The following is a 15,864-nucleotide window of genomic DNA, read 5'->3' as shown; positions in this document are numbered from 1 at the left end:
GAAAAGCAGATTTTGCACGAAAAGTTTGGTGGTATTTCAAGGGCGTTTTCGGTGGGATTGTTGGTATTGATGAATAGCTATTTCGGCATGAAGTGGGTATACTGTGTATAGCGTTAGAGGAAAGGAGGCAGCTTATGATATACAAGGTGGAAACGATAAAAGATGGAACAGAAAAATATTTTTTCATCAGAAATCTGGAAACAATGAGTATTGAAGAACTGCCAAGTAAATATCTAATGCATAAGATTAAATGTAAACGTTCACCAAATACAGTGAAACGCACAGCATTTTCAATCTGCTATTATATGAAATATATGGCAGAGAAAGAAATGGAACTCACAGAAGTCTATCAGTTAGATTATGAAAAACAGACAGAACACTTTGTGGAATTTTTATACTGGCTTAAAGCCGGAAACCATACAGAGCAAACGGCTGGAGAAAAGAAGTGTCCGAATGAAGGAACCTGCAACGCATACTTAAAAGATGTGTTCAGGTTCTATTTATTTATAGAGGCAGAATATGAACAGTACGGAAGTCTCAAAACCTTATCGTATAACCAGATTATAGCGGTTAATCAGGTGGGAGTAAAAAAGGTACTGCGGAATCATTCTTTTAAAGCCTATCTGAAGGAAGAGGAACATCGTGGGAGAACAGCAAAAGAAAATCAGATTATTACAATTTTACAAGCCTGTACGAACCGAAGAGATCAGCTTCTGCTGCTTATGTTAGCAGAAACCGGATACAGAATCGGGGAACTACTGGGAGTAAAATATGTCAAAGATATTGATTATAGGAATCACATGATAAGGGTATGCTTCCGGGAAGATAATGAAAATGAAGCAAGAGCCAAAAATGCGGAATACAGAAGTGCCAAGATAAGTAATGATACGTTTGAATTTCTCATGGATTATCTGGCAAAATATCGGAAAATTCTGCAACATCAGGATTACCTGTTTGTGAATATCATGGGTGAGAACATTGGAAAGCCATTAAGAGTGGACAGTGTATATGATATGTTGGACCGAATGGAAAAGAAAACCGGAGTTAAAATCACACCCCACATGTTACGCCACTATTTTGCAAATATGCGAAAGCAGGCAGGATGGGAACTGGAAATGATCAGTCAGGCATTGGGGCATAAACATTTGGATACGACTATAAAGTATCTGGACTGGCTGGATGATGAACTGATAGAAGCAAGTAATGAGTTTTATGCACAACACACTGCTATTTATGGGGCGGAACGTCTGCTGGAGTAGGGAGGTGTGAGAAATACCTATATATTTATTGCAACAGGCAGAACACATAACAGAATCTGAAGTAGATATTGAGAAGAAAAAGCAGGAACTATATTCAGAAATTGATGCACTTGGAATAAAAAGCGATTCAAGAATTAACAAATTGAAAAAGTTCTTGGCAGATAGAAAAATCTGGCATCTGGAAGAAATGGATTATCCTTTGCGAAATTCGTATGAACAATATTTAAGAGGACAGATACGATCACAAATTGTATCTTTCTATTTGAAAATATATGATACGGTAAAACAACAACATATCTATCAACAGATGCAGACGCTAAATGGAAAGCGGATATATGAATGGAAATATCAAAATAAAATTTATTTTCTGAAGTATTATCCGGAAAAGAAAATAGCTGAGACTTTTGAAACTTCTTATAAAACAAACCTATTGGTGTGGGATTTTACACAAAATTGTTCAGAAGTTTTAAAGAAACAAATTTTTTATACGTTGAGTCGTATCATTGCCAATACTTCAATGTCTAAGGCTTATAGAAATGTCAGGTTAAAATCCTTAAAACTTCTTTATGATTCTTGTGTTCAGTTAAATATTACGGATATTGGATTGCTGGAAATGGAACAAGTGGAAACTATTTTAAAGAATTTTCCCGAAACGAGTCAACGAAGTATTTTAGGTGAATGCAGAAGAGATGCGTTTATGCAGCAGGAACAGATCCAATGGGAAGCAAATGTATGGTATCTGGAACGATTACATCTTGGAAAACATCGGATAGACGAAAGTAAATCCTTAATTAGCATTTCTTTTATGGAAGTCAAGGAAATACAGAATCGAGAAATTTTACAGGCATACATGAAATATGAACTGGGAATTACTGGACAGGCAGTCAGCACGATTGTACGAAGATTTGTATGTATTAGAAATTTTATTGAACTGCTGGAACAAGAAAAGATACTGGCGATTCATGCAACTGTCGCAGAAGCAAAAAAGTATGCAGACGGCTTGCGAGAACGGGGAATACAGGCAAAGGGATTTAATGAAAGAATTTTCGGTATCGGTCATTTTTATAAATTCATGGAAGTTAAACAGTATATTACAAGAATGCCATTCCGAATTGAATATTTCCAACAAAAAGAAGTAGTAGTACATCATGATCGTAGCGTTGAGGAAACAGTATATATGGAAATTTTGAAAAAATTATATCTTTTTCCAGAGCGATTACGATGTATGTTCCTACATCTGTGGTGTCTAGGATTACGGGCGAGTGAAGTGTGTACATTGAAAGGAAATGCTTATTATCAGCAGGGCGAGGATTATTGGATTCAGGTGTATCAGGTCAAAATGAAGAATTATAAAAGGATTCCAATCCCACAGGCACTTTATCAGATTATGAAAGTATACTTGAAAAAACATGAAATTCAGCCTGAAGAATTCATTTTTAAAAACAGCAGAGGTGGTGCTTGTCTATATGGCACATTCCGAACTCAGATGATAGAAGCGTGCCGGGAAAATAAGATTGCAAATGGAGAATATTTATTTCAATCACACGATTATCGACATACAGTAGCAACTATGTTTTATGACAGTCATGTATCACTGCAAAGTATCAGGGATTATCTTGGACATACTTATGAAGAGATGACAAGACAGTATATTGATTATATGCCACAAAGGATTGCAAAAGCAAATGATGAGTTCTTTGAAATGCAAGGAAGTAGTTTAGCATCATGGCTAAAGAAAGAGGAAAAAGATGGAAAATGATATTATATACTTCAGCGATTTCCCCAATTTACAAGAAACAGGGACACGTAAGGATAATGGAAAATTTGATTTAACGTTGCTTCCAACGCAAGAATTAAAGGAAGAGTTTCGAGGTTATATTATGTATCGCTGCAAAAACGGAACGTTTAGAGCATTGATTCAGGATCGAACAGCTTATAATCATATTGCAAAGTTTTTGAACAGCAGAATAAATCGGAGAATCAAAAGCCTTGGAGATAGAAATCCAGAAAAATGGATATCACTTTTAAAAGGCTGGATGTTAGAACAGGGAATAACTATTGTAAAAGAAAAGAAGAGTGTGTATGGTACAGTAAGCTATGGCGAAGCAGTGACGATATTATATTTCAGAAACGTACTGAAATTTTTAGAGCCAGAAGATTTACGGGATGAGATAGAAAAAGATGTCTGGGAACTAAAAAATCTGGATATTAAAATCAGATCCAATCCAATTTATAATGTAAAAACACTGGATTTCAGAAAAATATATCAGCCAGATATCCGGGAAGAATGTAAGAAAGCTGTTTATATGAATTTACAGTATGAAGCAATAGGAACTGTACAGGGAGAACTGACAATAATGAGGATATTCTCAGAATATCTTCAAAAAGAGTATTCCAAAATAAAAAGCTGCAGCGAAATAGACAGAGAAGTGTTGGAAGAATTTTTGATATATCTGTCAACAAAAGATACTTCCCATAGTGCGAATAGTTCTTATGTAATTTCATTAAGACGACAGTTAGAGACAATCGGAAAAATTTACAGCTATGAAAGATTGGAGCATTTATTTATTAATACGGATATTCCACCGGAAGTAAATGCAGAATTTAGAGTGTATTCTGATGATGAAATGAAACGACTAAATGCGGAAATTACACAGATGGATGTACAGATTGCAAGATGTCTTCTGATACATCAGATGCTTGGAACTAGGATATCAGATACCCTTACACTGAGACCAGATTGTCTGACGAGAGAAAATGGCCAAGATATGATTGAAATATATCAAGTTAAAACTAAAAGATATAAAAAACCGATTAGTAAAGAACTTGCAAAACTGTTACAGAGTTCTATTGAATATACACAGGAAAAGTTCGGTGATACAGAATACATATTTGTTAATGAAAAAGAACCTGACCGCCCGATGCAGTATATGGCTATAAAAACAAAAGTCATGTCCATGATACAGGAAAAGCAGTTGAGAGATGATCATGGCGAATTATTCGGGTTTGGAACGCACATGTTCCGGCACTACTATGGCGTCAAACTTACAGAAATGCATCTGGATGACTGGACGATAGCGAGACTGTTGGGGCATAAAAGACTGAATAATGTACAGCATTACCGGAAAATGAGCAATCAAAGAATGGCAGACGAAACCAGAGAAGTAAGACAGATGATGAGTGACATTATATATATGAGTCTGGCAGGATGGGGTGAAGAATATGAGCAAATACGACAAGATGATTGAGGAAAATCAGAGAAAAAGTAAAGAGAAAATTGAACTGGCATTGCAAGCAATACAAGATATGCTGGCAAATAAAGAACGTATCAGCGTTCCAAAGCTGATGAAGAAAACTGGATTGTCGAGAGGATTCTTTTATAAAAATCCAACCGTCCGGGATACATTGAACCAAGCAGTAGAGCAACAGGCCGGAATGATAGATCCAAGAAGAGAAATTCTGAACATGGCGATGGAAAAACAGATTGAACTGCTGAACCAGAAGGTAGCAGCTCTAACCAGAGAAAATAAGGAACTGAAGAGAAAGAACGAAAAGTTACAGAAGGCATTACGGAAACAGGATTTGAATTTTATTAAGAACTTATAACATTGAAAATAATGAGATGGAAGAGATGTGTGCAGACACATCTTTTCATCGTTGAGGATAAAACATATAGAATGAGAATGGGAGAAGATTATGGTATAATAATGTAAAACAGTTATACGAGGGAGGGATTTTGTTATGAGTTCTGAAAGTGGAAGATATAGAGGATATCAGGGTTATAACAAGAAAACAGTTAAGAGTAGTATGCAAAATCCATCAAAAGTGTTTTCTCCAGAAAATGTGATAGAGGGTAAGAAAAATACTTTGCCGGAACCCGTAATGAATATGGATTCATTGTTTAAATTGGCGGATTTCTTGGATACAAGCAAATCAGATAGTTCATTTCCTGAAATAACAGTAATACCAGATATGCTTAGAAGCGTAGGTAAATTTGTTAATGAACGTAAAAAAATGAAATATTCTCATAAAGAATTTGAAATGAAGATAAAATTTTTGTCTGATGGCGTAGATAAGCAATATCATGTCGCAATGCAAAAAATCCAAAATGAGACAGAAATACAATTGGCTCAAATCAATGGAAATGTGAGGCAAGGGATACTAAGCATTAATCGTTATTATGATTTGGAAGTGCAAAAGGTAGTAGCTCAATATAAATTAAAAAGTGAAGAGATGAATTTGTATTATCAAAATTTGGAGAAACAACGAAAGGAGCAGGAAAGACGGTTTGATAAGATGATTAAGATTGCTACGATTGAGCGGAAAAGAGCTAATAAAGCAATCAAAGAAGCTGAACAAGTATGTGATTTTTTTAGACAAAAAATATATAGTAATACAGCGACTTATGAAGAAAGAGAGCATTATATGGAATTGCTTAAATTCAGAATCAGTGGAATTAGTTCAATGATAGACATTATTCCACAATTGGCTGCAAGGATTGAATAAATATAAAAATGAGGAATTTGTTTATGAACACTATACTTGGGTTTGTTTGTGAAAGAAAATACACTGGAATAGTCATTATTGCGGTGACAATAATTATAGTTTTAATTTTAAGTAAGAAGCGTAAAAAATCAAAAATAAAAACGAATTGTGATAAATCTAAAAAGGCATATACATTAGAAGATTGTAAGAGTTATGAGGATTTAGAATTTAAGATAGATACATATCAGAAAAATTTGCGAAAAGAACTTTCAAAGAATAAACAAATTATTCAAAAAGCGAAAAATAAAGGTTATATAAAAGCGAACACAACTTGGACAGAACGATTCCAAGAACTTACAGATGTATCAAATACTTTATATAAAAATTTAGAATATGAGAATGCCAGAAAACTGAATAAAGATAAGTTTCACAGGTATACAAGCTTACATTTCCGTTCAGTTATTTTAGGAAATTTGGCATATAAAGATTATATTGATTCAAAAAGAGTAAGAGATGAAATTGGTCAGTTACTTGTGGATATTGGAAAGAAAAAAGTACAAGTTACGGCAGCAGAAAAAAAAGAACTGTACGATGTAAAGGATACATGTGTGAAAACAACAAGGTATTTATATGATCGTATGATAGCAATTCAAAGTAAGACAGGAGAACTGAGAGATAAAATACGTGACGAATGTGGTAGCAGAGGGAAAGCCTGGTTTGACAAAATACAAAAGAATAAAAAATAAATTTTAAAGTGACTACTATATACAAAATTATTTAGTATCTAAAGATACACACTTGACAAAAAAATAGGAACTTTTCAGGAGGCTTCGGTTTTTAATAATGGATTTGTAAAAAGCAGTGTAATCCACGTAGGTTACTGGATTACACAGATAAATCAGAACTACTATGACAGTATACGGAAAGTGTTACACAGAACACAGTTTTGTATGCCGTTAAACCCAGTAAAATCAACGCATGTGGGGGACTGGCTACATTTTACTACCCGTTTTGGGGAGGCGTGGGGACGGGAAAAAGCTACCTTGCCGCCTGTATCGCCAATGCCCTTATGGAGCAGGAAGTCCCGGTGTGCATGACAAACTTTGCAACGATACTCAATGACCTTGCCGCCAGCTTTGAGGGCAGGAACGAATATATTTCCCGCCTTTGCAGCTACCCCCTGCTGATACTTGATGATTTCGGTATGGAGCGAGGGACGGAATACGGGCTGGAACAGGTTTACAGCGTGATTGACAGCCGTTACCGAAGCGGCAAGCCGCTGATCGCCACGACCAACCTCACGCTGGAGGAATTGCAGCACCCGCAGGACACGCCCCACGCCCGTATCTATGACAGGCTGACTTCCATGTGCGCCCCCGTCCGCTTCACGGGCAGCAACTTCCGAAAGGAAACCGCACAGGAAAAGCTGGAACGCTTAAAGCAACTGATGAAGCAGCGAAAGGAGAGCCTATGACAGAAACCAAACAGACAAGCACCACCAAAACAGACCGCCGCCCGGACTGTGTAACGGAAATCCGCATGGGCAACTCCGTCCTTACCGTTTCCGGCTTCTTCAAGCAGGGTGCAACCGACACCGCAGCCGACAAGATGATGAAAGTGCTGGAAGCGGAAGCTGCTACACAAAAAACGGCGATTTGACCGACCATAAAGAAGCAGATTTGACGCTTTTGCCGCTATACAGACAGCCGCCCCATGTGGTACAATTAAGATACGGAATAGTGGGGCTGGCTGTCGGAAACGGAGGATTTTATGTTAAGACAGACCAACCAACAACCAATTACCGCCCTTTACCCAAGACTTTCCCATGAGGACGAGCTGCAAGGCGAGAGCAATTCCATTTCCAATCAGAAGCGTATCCTTGAAACCTATGCAAAGCAGAACGGCTTTTCCAATCTGCGCTGGTACACGGACGACGGTTATTCTGGTGCGAACTTTCAAAGACCCGGTTTTCAAGCCATGCTTGCGGACATTGAAGCCGGAAAAGTCGGGACAGTTATCGTAAAAGATATGTCGAGGTTAGGGCGAAACTACCTGCAAGTGGGAATGTACACGGAAATGATTTTCCCACAGAAAGGTGTCCGCTTCATCGCTATCAATGACGGAGTGGACAGCGCACAGGGCGACAATGACTTTGCCCCGCTGCGGAATATCTTTAACGAATGGCTGGTGAGAGATACGAGCAAGAAAATCAAAGCAGTAAAACGCTCAAAAGGCATGAGTGGCAAGCCCATCACAAGCAAGCCTGTGTATGGCTACCTCATGGACGAGGACGAAAATTTTATTATTGACGAGGAAGCCGCACCCGTAGTCAAGCAGATATACAACCTCTGCCTTGCCGGGAACGGTCCGACCAAGATAGCCCGTATGCTCACAGAGCAGCAAATCCCCACGCCGGGGACGCTGGAATACCGCAGGACGGGCAGCACCCGCCGCTACCACCCCGGCTATGAGTGCAAGTGGGCGACCAATACCGTAGTGCATATCCTTGAAAACCGGGAATACACAGGCTGTCTGGTAAATTTCAAGACAGAAAAACTTTCTTACAAAGTCAAGCACAGTGTAGAAAATCCCCCGGAAAAGCAAGTGATTTTCGAGAACCACCACGAGCCTATCATAGACACCCAAACATGGGAACGAGTGCAGGAGCTTCGCAAACAGCGCAAACGCCCCAACCGCTATGATGAAGTGGGTTTGTTCTCCGGCATACTGTTCTGTGCGGACTGCGGCAGCGTGATGTATCAGCAGCGATACCAGACGGACAAGCGCAAGCAGGACTGTTATATCTGCGGCAACTACAAGAAACGCACCCATGACTGTACGGCGCACTTTATCCGCACCGACCTCTTGACCGCTGGTGTACTCTCCAATCTGCGGAAAGTGACCAGCTATGCGGCAAAGCATGAAGCCCGGTTTATGAAGCTCTTGATTGAGCAGAACGAGGACGGGGGCAAACGCAGGAACGCCGCCAAGAAAAAGGAACTGGAAGCCTCCGAGAAACGCATAGCCGAGTTATCCGCTATCTTCAAGCGGCTGTATGAGGACAGCGTGACCGGGCGCATATCAGACGAGCGTTTCACAGAGCTGTCGGCAGACTATGAAGCAGAGCAACGGGAGCTGAAAGAAAGAGCCGCTGCTATTCAAGCGGAGCTTTCCAAAGCACAGGAAGCCACCGTGAACGCAGAAAAGTTTATGAATGTTGTCCGGCGGCATACCAGCTTTGAAGAACTTACCCCTACTCTGCTGCGGGAGTTTGTAGAGAAAATCGTTGTGCATGAGTGCAGCTATGACGAGAACAAGACTCGCAGACAGGACATTGAGATTTATTATTCTTTTGTTGGCAAGGTGGACTTGCCCGAATAACCGCCCGACCTATCCGACACAATGCGCAAGTGCCGGATAGGAACGGCAAAATTTTTTACACTTCTATTACTTCTTTATCACACATCAGTAAAAGAACCGGGGATATAACGGAGAAATCATCATCGGTGGCGTACCGCTTAATGAAGTAAATGAAATAAATCTGATGCAGAGGGTTGTTCTGGTTCGCCATAACAGCTACCTGTTCAAAGGTACAGTAGAAGAAAATCTGAAGATGGCAAAACCGGACGCAACGAAAGAAGAGATGGAAGCTGTTCTTCAGAAAGTCAATCTCTTAGGGTTCTTACAGACACAGGATGGCTTACAGACACAATTGCTGGAAAAAGCAAGCAACCTGTCCGGCGGTCAGTGTCAGAGACTGGTGATTGCCAGAGCATTGCTTCGGACAGACAGTGCAGTTTATATTTTCGATGAAGCCGCATCTAATATTGATGTGGAAAGTGAAGAACTGATCATGAATGTGATTCACGAACTGGCAAAGACAAAGACGGTGCTTCTGATCTCCCACAGACTGGCAAATGTTGTGAAGTCTGACAAGATTTATTTCTTAAAAGACGGAGAAATCAAAGAAAGCGGAAAGCATGACGAACTGATGAGCCGGAATGGTGCGTACAGACATCTGTATGAAAGCCAGATGGCATTGGAAAACTATGGAAAAGGAGGAGTGGCATAATGAGTGAAAATACGAATACAACAAAACGCAGAAGTGCCATCCAAATCATGGGAAGTCTGATTGGTCTGGTCAAACCCCTGCTCCATATCATGCTGGCAGCAATCATCCTTGGAACATTGGGGTATTTGTGTGCAATCTTCCTGACAATACTGACAGGACAGGTCATCGTGCATGGACTTCTGACAGGAGTAGCCGGAATGATTGTTCCGGTAGATAATATGTGGCTGGTATTTACTCCAGTAAAAACGATTATTACAGTCATGATCGTAATTGCAGTGCTTCGTGGAATCCTGCATTATGTGGAACAGTATTGTAATCATTTTATTGCATTTAAGCTGTTGGCAATCATCCGTCACAAAGTATTTGCGGCACTGAGAAAGCTCTGCCCTGCAAAACTTGAAGGACGGGATAAGGGAAATCTGATTTCGATTATTACAACCGATATCGAATTACTGGAAGTGTTCTATGCACATACCATTTCCCCGATTGCGATTGCAACGCTGACCTCAATCATTATGGTGATTTTTATCGGAAGATATCACTGGTTAGCAGGAGTGCTTGCACTGGCAGCTTATCTGATTGTCGGTGTTGCCATCCCGATGTGGAATGGAAAACGTGGCAGTCAGAAAGGAATGGAATTTCGGACAAACTTCGGAGAACTGAACAGTTTTGTCCTTGACTCTTTACGTGGACTGGACGAGACCATCCAGTACGGACAGGGTGAAAAGAGAAAAGAGCAGATGTCTGAGCGTTCCAAAAATCTTGCAGGAATGCAGGAGTCATTAAGCAAAATGGAAGGCTCACAGCGTTCATTTACGAACATGGTTATCCTGCTTGCATCTTTTGGAATGCTTGCACTGACGATCTGGCTGTACGACAAAGGTGCGATGGGATTCGAGGGAATCTTAACCTGCACCATCGCAATGATGGGTTCTTTCGGACCGGTAGTAGCATTATCAAGCCTTTCCAATAACCTGAACCAGACACTGGCAAGTGGTGAGCGTGTTCTTTCTCTTCTGGAAGAGACACCGCTTGTGGAAGAAATTCCGGGTGACGTGGAAACTTCCGGTGCAGAGAGCATGGAACATGAATTTACAGGAGCAGAGGCAGAGAACGTAACATTTGCTTATGATAATGAGGTTATTTTAGATAACTATTCACTGAAATTACAGCCGGGTAAAATTACAGGGATTCATGGTGCGAGCGGTTCTGGAAAATCTACACTTTTAAAACTGCTGATGCGGTTCTGGGATGTGCAGGATGGAAGCGTATCGGTAGATGGTACAGATGTACGCAAGATTCCGACCAAGCATTTAAGAGATATGGAAAGTTACGTGACACAGGAAACGCACCTATTCCATGATTCGATTGCAAACAATATCGCAATCGCAAAGCCGGGAGCATCCAGAGAAGAGATTATGGAAGCCGCAAAGAAAGCGTCTATCCACGATTTCATAATGACACTTCCGAAAGGATATGATACAGAAGTCGGAGAACTGGGTGATACGCTGTCCGGTGGTGAAAAACAGAGAATCGGAATTGCAAGAGCATTTCTCCATGAATGTCCCCTCATCCTGCTCGATGAGCCTACATCGAACCTCGACTCTTTAAATGAGGGAATTATCTTAAAATCATTGAAAGAATCGGCCAAGAAGAAAACAGTTGTCCTGGTATCTCACAGAGTATCCACAATGAACGTGGCAGATGTGGTATATGAAATGGAGAACGGCAGAATTTCTTAACAGCAGGAATGGAGAAGAAATACTTTCCGAAAGGGGAGAAAGTAGTATATGAAACTTGGAGAATCCAAAGAGGATTATCTGGAAGCGATGTATATCTTGAAACGTCAGAAAGGATATGTCCGTAATTTTCTGCTTTGTAATTATCTGAACTATTCCAAAGCAAGTGTTTCAGTTGTGATACGTGGATTGGTGGCAGAAGGATATGTAATAAAAGATGAACATGGCTATGTTGAACTGACGGCGGAAGGGAAAAAGATTGCTAAAAAGGTTTATGCAAGGCATTTGCTTTTGAAAGAATTCTTAGAATTGATAGGAGTATCTCCGGAAACTGCAAATCACGATGCATGCCGGATGGAACATACAATCAGTGAAGAATCTTTTCAGAAGATTCAGGAGCTGGTGAAGAAGATAAAAAAGGAAAATGCATCGAATGAACAAATGCAATTAACGAATTAAATCAAAAATAGGAAAGGCGGTGGAGAAATTTCACTGCCTTTTCTGTTTTGAAAATGAAGTAACGTAAGAAAAGGGATACAAAAAAAGTATTGATTGCTGCGGATGAGGTAGATAAGCGGAAAGCAGCTTGTAACCTTTGAAGAACTGTATGATATGACAAATCCGGAAGAACCGAAAAAGGTAACAGAGCATAAGGACATCAACGATGAAGGTCAGACTGTAACCATCAAAGAAGTACCGGAAACACCAACCCCAGAGACACCGGGTACTACTACAAAGACCAGTAATCCTCCGAAAATAGGAGACACTGCAAATGCAATTTTATGGATAGCCATTCTGGTATTATCAGTAGCCGGAATCACAGGAGTTCGTATCTGGAATAAAAAGAAACAGGTTAAGAGATTAGGAATTGAAGAAAAGAAAGAAGAGGAGGAGTAAAACAGAGGGCGGCGATAAGCTGCCCTTTGATGATGAAATGGGAAAAAATCAGAAAGCAATAAAAGTATTACAGCGTTTATTTGATGCCGGATACGGAACGGAAAAAGAGATTGTCAATATGGCGATGGATGAAATGCTTGCTTTGCCGGGAGTGAATGTAGCAGATCTGTGCATTATCAGTGAGCTGCAGAAAAGCATTAAGGCAAACAAAGTGATAAGCTATTTGTCAGGGAAAACAGAAGTAAAGGAAGAAACGAAAGGAGCAGATTATGGTGGAACAACCTAAATATTTGGAAATGACATTATCACAATTGAAATCATATGTGGAATCTTCAGAGAGTAATGTTTTTTTGGTTGTAGAATTTCCAAAAGGAGATCAGAAGGATGGAGAATGAATTGGAAGTTGTGAATATCCGTCTGGTAAAAGAGCCGTCTCTTTATAGTGAGCAGACGTTGGACAGTCCACAGGCTGTTGTAGAATTGATGGCGAAGGAGTTATCGCAATATGACAGAGAAGTATTTTGCATCCTGAATATGAAAAATAATGGACAGGTAATCAATATGAATCTGGTCAGTGTTGGAACAATCAATGCATCTTTGGTAATTCCCAGAGAAGTTTTTAAGAGCAGTATTCTGGCAAATGCTTCTGCAATCATTGGACTTCATAATCATCCCAGTGGTAATGTGAAACCATCAAAAGAGGATATGTTAGTAACCAAAAAGTTGCAGCGATGCGGACAGTTATTGGGGATAGAGTTATTGGATCATATCATTGTCGGTGGAACAAATGAAAAGATGTTTAGTTTCAGAGAGAAAAAGATGTTGAATCTAGCGGAAAAGATGGATTGGGAGAGGTAAATAAACACAGTAAGGTCAGAAAATCTTTGTGATGATAAGGATTTCCTGATCTTACTATAATAAATGCGATTTTGAAGAAAAATTGCAAAATAAGAATAATAAATTGACTCTATCATACAATAAGATTATAATAAAAATAAGATTTTGTAAAAAATAAGCAGAATGGAGGTAATAAAATGCTTCTGGAATTTAAAACAAAAAATTATAAATCTTTTGTAGAAGAGGCAAGTTTTTCAATGGTGGCTGCTCCGAAGCAAAAAGGATTAGATTATAGTCTTATGAAGACAAAAATAAAAGGAAAAGAAATAAAAGGATTGAGTTCTTCCGTTATTTATGGACCAAATGCAGCAGGTAAAACGAATATTATTGGGGCAATGGATGTATTAAGGTCGATTGTTTTGAGAGGAAATATTAGAAATTCCGAAGAAAAGTCTTCTCCAAATCCGGCTGCATCTGCATTGGAACTAATTCCGAATAATAATGAATCGGAGGCTAAGCCGGTATGCTTTGAAATAGAATTTTATGAGGAAGATGGAGAAGAGCATAAATTTAAAATACACTATGAATTGCAGATTGATCTTGGAACTTTTCTTGAAGAGGAATACCAAAGAAAAATTCTTGCAGAAGTGTTGGAAGTCAATGGAGAAAGAGTATTTGAACGTAGGGAAGGCCTGAAAGTAGAAAACTTAAAGGTAATCAAAGATTATTTATCTGATATAACAGAACAGAATGCAGAAAGCATAAATGAAATCGCGAAAAACAGTTTGAATCAGGAAGAATTGTTTTTGACAAATGGGTTTAAATTAATTTTTTCACAAAAATTTACAAAGCTGATTGTTGATTGGTTTGCAAATAAATTCATGGTAATTTATCGTGCGGATTCGATGCAGTTGATTAAAAGATTTGCAGATCCGAAGAAAAAAGCAGTCTATGTTGAAAAAACAACCGATGAAGCAGCAAAATTATTCGGAATCAATTCAAATGCAGTTGGGTATGTAGTGAGCGATGATGAGCCGGATGCAAAATTATATTCTGTATTTAAAAACATGAAAGATCAGAAAACCACGGCGGTTGCAGCAGATATTTTCGAATCTTATGGAACCATTCGTTTTATCAATATGTTTCCTCTTGTGATTAAAGCAATGCAGACTGGAGGAACATTGGTAGTAGATGAATTTGATGCATCGATTCATCCGATGGCATTGATGAGTATTATCAATGTTTTTCACAATGATGATGTAAATATTCATCATGCGCAGCTCGTATTTAATACACATAATCCGATTTTCTTGAATTCAAACTTATTCCGGAGAGATGAAATTAAGTTTGTTGAGAGAGACGATGATACACATGACAGTGTCTTATACGCATTATCTGATTTTGGAACAACGGGTGATAAGGGTGTCCGTAAGCATGAAGATTATATGAGCAAATATTTTATCAGCCAGTATGGAGCAATAAAAGATATTGATTTTACACCGATTTTTGAAGAGATTTTATGTGATGAAAAAGAGGAGTAAGCATGGCAAAGAGAAAACCAACTAATAAATATTATTTCAGCGTTGAGGGAGAAACAGAGCAGTGGTATCTAAAATGGTTGCAAGATGCGATAAATAATACAGAAGAAGCGTCCTGTAAGGTGTCCATTGATTGTCCGGTGAGGAAGAATCCATTAAAGCATGCGAAATCTCTTACAGTTACCAGAAAGATAGAAATTTATCACTTTTTTGATTATGAGAGTGATGAACCAGTTTATGGCTAATTAAAGGGAACAAAAAGAAAGGAAAAGCACAATCCAGACGGTATCAGCGGCAGGATACAAGAATAAATTGTGATTACACAAGATTGGTGTTATAATAAGAGAAAAGTTCCTGCCGGGGCAGCCGCCCCGGTGGTATGGATAGAAAGGCAGGAAAACAATATGCACATCAGCTATAAACCACTCTGGCATACACTGTTAGAGCGTGATATGAGAAAAGAAGATTTAAGGCTTGCCGCCGGTATGACAACGAATATGATTGCCAACATGAGCAAAGAGGGAAAGCACATCAGCATGGATACATTAGCCCGTATCTGCGAAACGCTGAATTGTGAGATTACCGATGTGATTGAGTTAGTACCAGACGAGCCTGCTTCCACAGGAGGTAAGGAACATGAGCGAATTGAAACCAAGAATAACGGAAAACGGAATTGATTATATCCTTGTCGGAGATTACTATATCCCAGATTTGAAGCTGCCGGAGGAACACCGCCCTATCGGAAAGTACGGACGGATGCACCGGGAATATTTAAGAGAAGCCCATCCAGCCAGATTGAACACATTGACACTGACCGGGGAGTTATGGACATATCTTGCAGACCTGAACGAACAGGCACAGGAACGGTTAGACACCATCATGGAGCAGATGAAGGCTGCCGATGGTGTGACCGAGGAATTGAAGCGTACCCATCAAATGGAATGGGTGCAGCGTTGCAATAACATTCACAACCGGGCAGAAGAAATTATTTTGCAAGAGATGATTTATTCATAACGGTATGGTAGAATGATTATGAC

The 15,864-nt window shown here is 39.4% G+C and carries 16 protein-coding genes and 4 pseudogenes; all 20 read left to right on the top strand.

Going from position 1 to position 15,864, the window contains the following annotated elements; genetic code table 11:
• Positions 1-134 precede the first annotated feature (134 nt).
• The 20 genes and pseudogenes from PG766_RS02575 to PG766_RS02485 all read left to right on the top strand — a co-directional run bounded on the left by PG766_RS02575 (position 135) and on the right by PG766_RS02485 (position 15,841).
• On the top strand, positions 135-1,259 hold the full coding sequence (locus PG766_RS02575; RefSeq protein WP_006426957.1) for a tyrosine-type recombinase/integrase: 1,125 nt from the start codon (positions 135-137) through the stop codon (positions 1,257-1,259).
• Positions 1,260-1,446: 187 nt separating this feature from the next.
• Positions 1,447-3,018 carry a tyrosine-type recombinase/integrase gene (locus PG766_RS02570; RefSeq protein ID WP_270590362.1) on the top strand — a complete coding sequence of 524 codons (1,572 nt, stop codon included), beginning with the start codon at positions 1,447-1,449 and terminating at the stop codon, positions 3,016-3,018.
• 121 nt (positions 3,019-3,139) lie between these two features.
• On the top strand, positions 3,140-4,507 hold the full coding sequence (locus tag PG766_RS02565) for a tyrosine-type recombinase/integrase (protein WP_270590359.1): 1,368 nt from the start codon (positions 3,140-3,142) through the stop codon (positions 4,505-4,507).
• The gene (locus PG766_RS02560; protein WP_055261959.1) at positions 4,482-4,865 is read left to right on the top strand and encodes a DUF6262 family protein; all 384 of its coding nucleotides are present in this window, start codon (positions 4,482-4,484) and stop codon (positions 4,863-4,865) included. The genes PG766_RS02565 and PG766_RS02560 overlap by 26 nt, the downstream gene beginning before the upstream one ends.
• Before the next feature lie 135 nt (positions 4,866-5,000).
• Positions 5,001-5,765, top strand: coding sequence for a hypothetical protein (locus PG766_RS02555; RefSeq protein WP_270590358.1), 765 nt, complete (start codon positions 5,001-5,003; stop codon positions 5,763-5,765).
• Between the two features lie 23 nt (positions 5,766-5,788).
• Positions 5,789-6,490 carry a hypothetical protein gene (locus PG766_RS02550; protein WP_270590356.1) on the top strand — a complete coding sequence of 234 codons (702 nt, stop codon included), beginning with the start codon at positions 5,789-5,791 and terminating at the stop codon, positions 6,488-6,490.
• A 257-nt stretch (positions 6,491-6,747) separates the two neighbouring features.
• Positions 6,748-7,218: pseudogene (locus PG766_RS02545) on the top strand (ATP-binding protein); the annotation flags it as partial.
• Positions 7,215-7,403 (top strand): transposon-encoded TnpW family protein, encoded by a 189-nt coding sequence (locus PG766_RS02540; RefSeq protein ID WP_002569233.1) that lies wholly within the window; start codon positions 7,215-7,217, stop codon positions 7,401-7,403. The pseudogene PG766_RS02545 and the gene PG766_RS02540, both read left to right, overlap by 4 nt.
• A gap of 111 nt (positions 7,404-7,514) precedes the next feature.
• Positions 7,515-9,125, top strand: coding sequence for a recombinase family protein (locus PG766_RS02535; RefSeq protein ID WP_097839336.1), 1,611 nt, complete (start codon positions 7,515-7,517; stop codon positions 9,123-9,125).
• Positions 9,126-9,146: 21 nt separating this feature from the next.
• Positions 9,147-9,230, top strand: a pseudogene (locus PG766_RS17215) (Maff2 family mobile element protein); the annotation flags it as partial.
• Positions 9,217-9,816, top strand: a pseudogene (locus PG766_RS02530) (ATP-binding cassette domain-containing protein); the annotation flags it as partial. The pseudogenes PG766_RS17215 and PG766_RS02530, both read left to right, overlap by 14 nt.
• The gene (locus PG766_RS02525; RefSeq protein WP_118198583.1) at positions 9,816-11,558 is read left to right on the top strand and encodes an amino acid ABC transporter ATP-binding/permease protein; all 1,743 of its coding nucleotides are present in this window, start codon (positions 9,816-9,818) and stop codon (positions 11,556-11,558) included. The pseudogene PG766_RS02530 and the gene PG766_RS02525, both read left to right, overlap by 1 nt.
• A gap of 48 nt (positions 11,559-11,606) precedes the next feature.
• On the top strand, positions 11,607-12,014 hold the full coding sequence (locus PG766_RS02520; protein ID WP_118198584.1) for a metal-dependent transcriptional regulator: 408 nt from the start codon (positions 11,607-11,609) through the stop codon (positions 12,012-12,014).
• A 111-nt stretch (positions 12,015-12,125) separates the two neighbouring features.
• A pseudogene (locus tag PG766_RS02515) lies at positions 12,126-12,452 on the top strand (hypothetical protein); the annotation flags it as partial.
• Positions 12,424-12,738, top strand: coding sequence for a hypothetical protein (locus PG766_RS02510; RefSeq protein ID WP_118198585.1), 315 nt, complete (start codon positions 12,424-12,426; stop codon positions 12,736-12,738). The pseudogene PG766_RS02515 and the gene PG766_RS02510, both read left to right, overlap by 29 nt.
• A 98-nt stretch (positions 12,739-12,836) precedes the next feature.
• Positions 12,837-13,310 carry a JAB domain-containing protein gene (locus PG766_RS02505; protein ID WP_118198586.1) on the top strand — a complete coding sequence of 158 codons (474 nt, stop codon included), beginning with the start codon at positions 12,837-12,839 and terminating at the stop codon, positions 13,308-13,310.
• Positions 13,311-13,486: 176 nt separating this feature from the next.
• Positions 13,487-14,830 carry an AAA family ATPase gene (locus PG766_RS02500; RefSeq protein WP_118198587.1) on the top strand — a complete coding sequence of 448 codons (1,344 nt, stop codon included), beginning with the start codon at positions 13,487-13,489 and terminating at the stop codon, positions 14,828-14,830.
• A gap of 2 nt (positions 14,831-14,832) precedes the next feature.
• Entirely contained in the window at positions 14,833-15,072 is a 240-nt protein-coding gene (locus tag PG766_RS02495; protein ID WP_270590354.1) for a hypothetical protein, read from the top strand.
• A 159-nt stretch (positions 15,073-15,231) separates the two neighbouring features.
• Complete coding sequence (locus PG766_RS02490) at positions 15,232-15,504, top strand: helix-turn-helix domain-containing protein (RefSeq protein WP_002593556.1); 273 nt, start codon at positions 15,232-15,234, stop codon at positions 15,502-15,504.
• Positions 15,464-15,841 carry a TnpV protein gene (locus PG766_RS02485; RefSeq protein ID WP_003533403.1) on the top strand — a complete coding sequence of 126 codons (378 nt, stop codon included), beginning with the start codon at positions 15,464-15,466 and terminating at the stop codon, positions 15,839-15,841. The genes PG766_RS02490 and PG766_RS02485 overlap by 41 nt, the downstream gene beginning before the upstream one ends.
• The last annotated feature ends 23 nt before the right edge of the window (positions 15,842-15,864 follow it).

The sequence above is a fragment of the Coprococcus sp. LG101-27 genome (genome assembly GCF_027695515.1).
Lineage (GTDB): Bacteria > Bacillota > Clostridia > Lachnospirales > Lachnospiraceae > Allocoprococcus > Allocoprococcus comes.
This window is presented reverse-complemented; position numbering and strand designations above follow the sequence as displayed.

Excerpts from the sequence above, each read along its gene's own strand:
- PG766_RS02495 (WP_270590354.1), top strand. The coding sequence starts at position 14,833 with ATGGCAAAGAGAAAACCAACTAATAAATATTATTTCAGCGTTGAGGGA.
- PG766_RS02490 (WP_002593556.1), top strand. The coding sequence starts at position 15,232 with ATGCACATCAGCTATAAACCACTCTGGCATACACTGTTAGAGCGTGAT.
- PG766_RS02575 (WP_006426957.1), top strand. The coding sequence starts at position 135 with ATGATATACAAGGTGGAAACGATAAAAGATGGAACAGAAAAATATTTT.
- PG766_RS02560 (WP_055261959.1), top strand. The coding sequence starts at position 4,482 with ATGAGCAAATACGACAAGATGATTGAGGAAAATCAGAGAAAAAGTAAA.
- PG766_RS02570 (WP_270590362.1), top strand. The coding sequence starts at position 1,447 with ATGGATTATCCTTTGCGAAATTCGTATGAACAATATTTAAGAGGACAG.
- PG766_RS02520 (WP_118198584.1), top strand. The coding sequence starts at position 11,607 with ATGAAACTTGGAGAATCCAAAGAGGATTATCTGGAAGCGATGTATATC.
- PG766_RS02540 (WP_002569233.1), top strand. The coding sequence starts at position 7,215 with ATGACAGAAACCAAACAGACAAGCACCACCAAAACAGACCGCCGCCCG.
- PG766_RS02505 (WP_118198586.1), top strand. The coding sequence starts at position 12,837 with ATGGAGAATGAATTGGAAGTTGTGAATATCCGTCTGGTAAAAGAGCCG.
- PG766_RS02550 (WP_270590356.1), top strand. The coding sequence starts at position 5,789 with ATGAACACTATACTTGGGTTTGTTTGTGAAAGAAAATACACTGGAATA.
- PG766_RS02555 (WP_270590358.1), top strand. The coding sequence starts at position 5,001 with ATGAGTTCTGAAAGTGGAAGATATAGAGGATATCAGGGTTATAACAAG.
- PG766_RS02525 (WP_118198583.1), top strand. The coding sequence starts at position 9,816 with ATGAGTGAAAATACGAATACAACAAAACGCAGAAGTGCCATCCAAATC.
- PG766_RS02485 (WP_003533403.1), top strand. The coding sequence starts at position 15,464 with ATGAGCGAATTGAAACCAAGAATAACGGAAAACGGAATTGATTATATC.
- PG766_RS02565 (WP_270590359.1), top strand. The coding sequence starts at position 3,140 with ATGTATCGCTGCAAAAACGGAACGTTTAGAGCATTGATTCAGGATCGA.
- PG766_RS02535 (WP_097839336.1), top strand. The coding sequence starts at position 7,515 with ATGTTAAGACAGACCAACCAACAACCAATTACCGCCCTTTACCCAAGA.
- PG766_RS02500 (WP_118198587.1), top strand. The coding sequence starts at position 13,487 with ATGCTTCTGGAATTTAAAACAAAAAATTATAAATCTTTTGTAGAAGAG.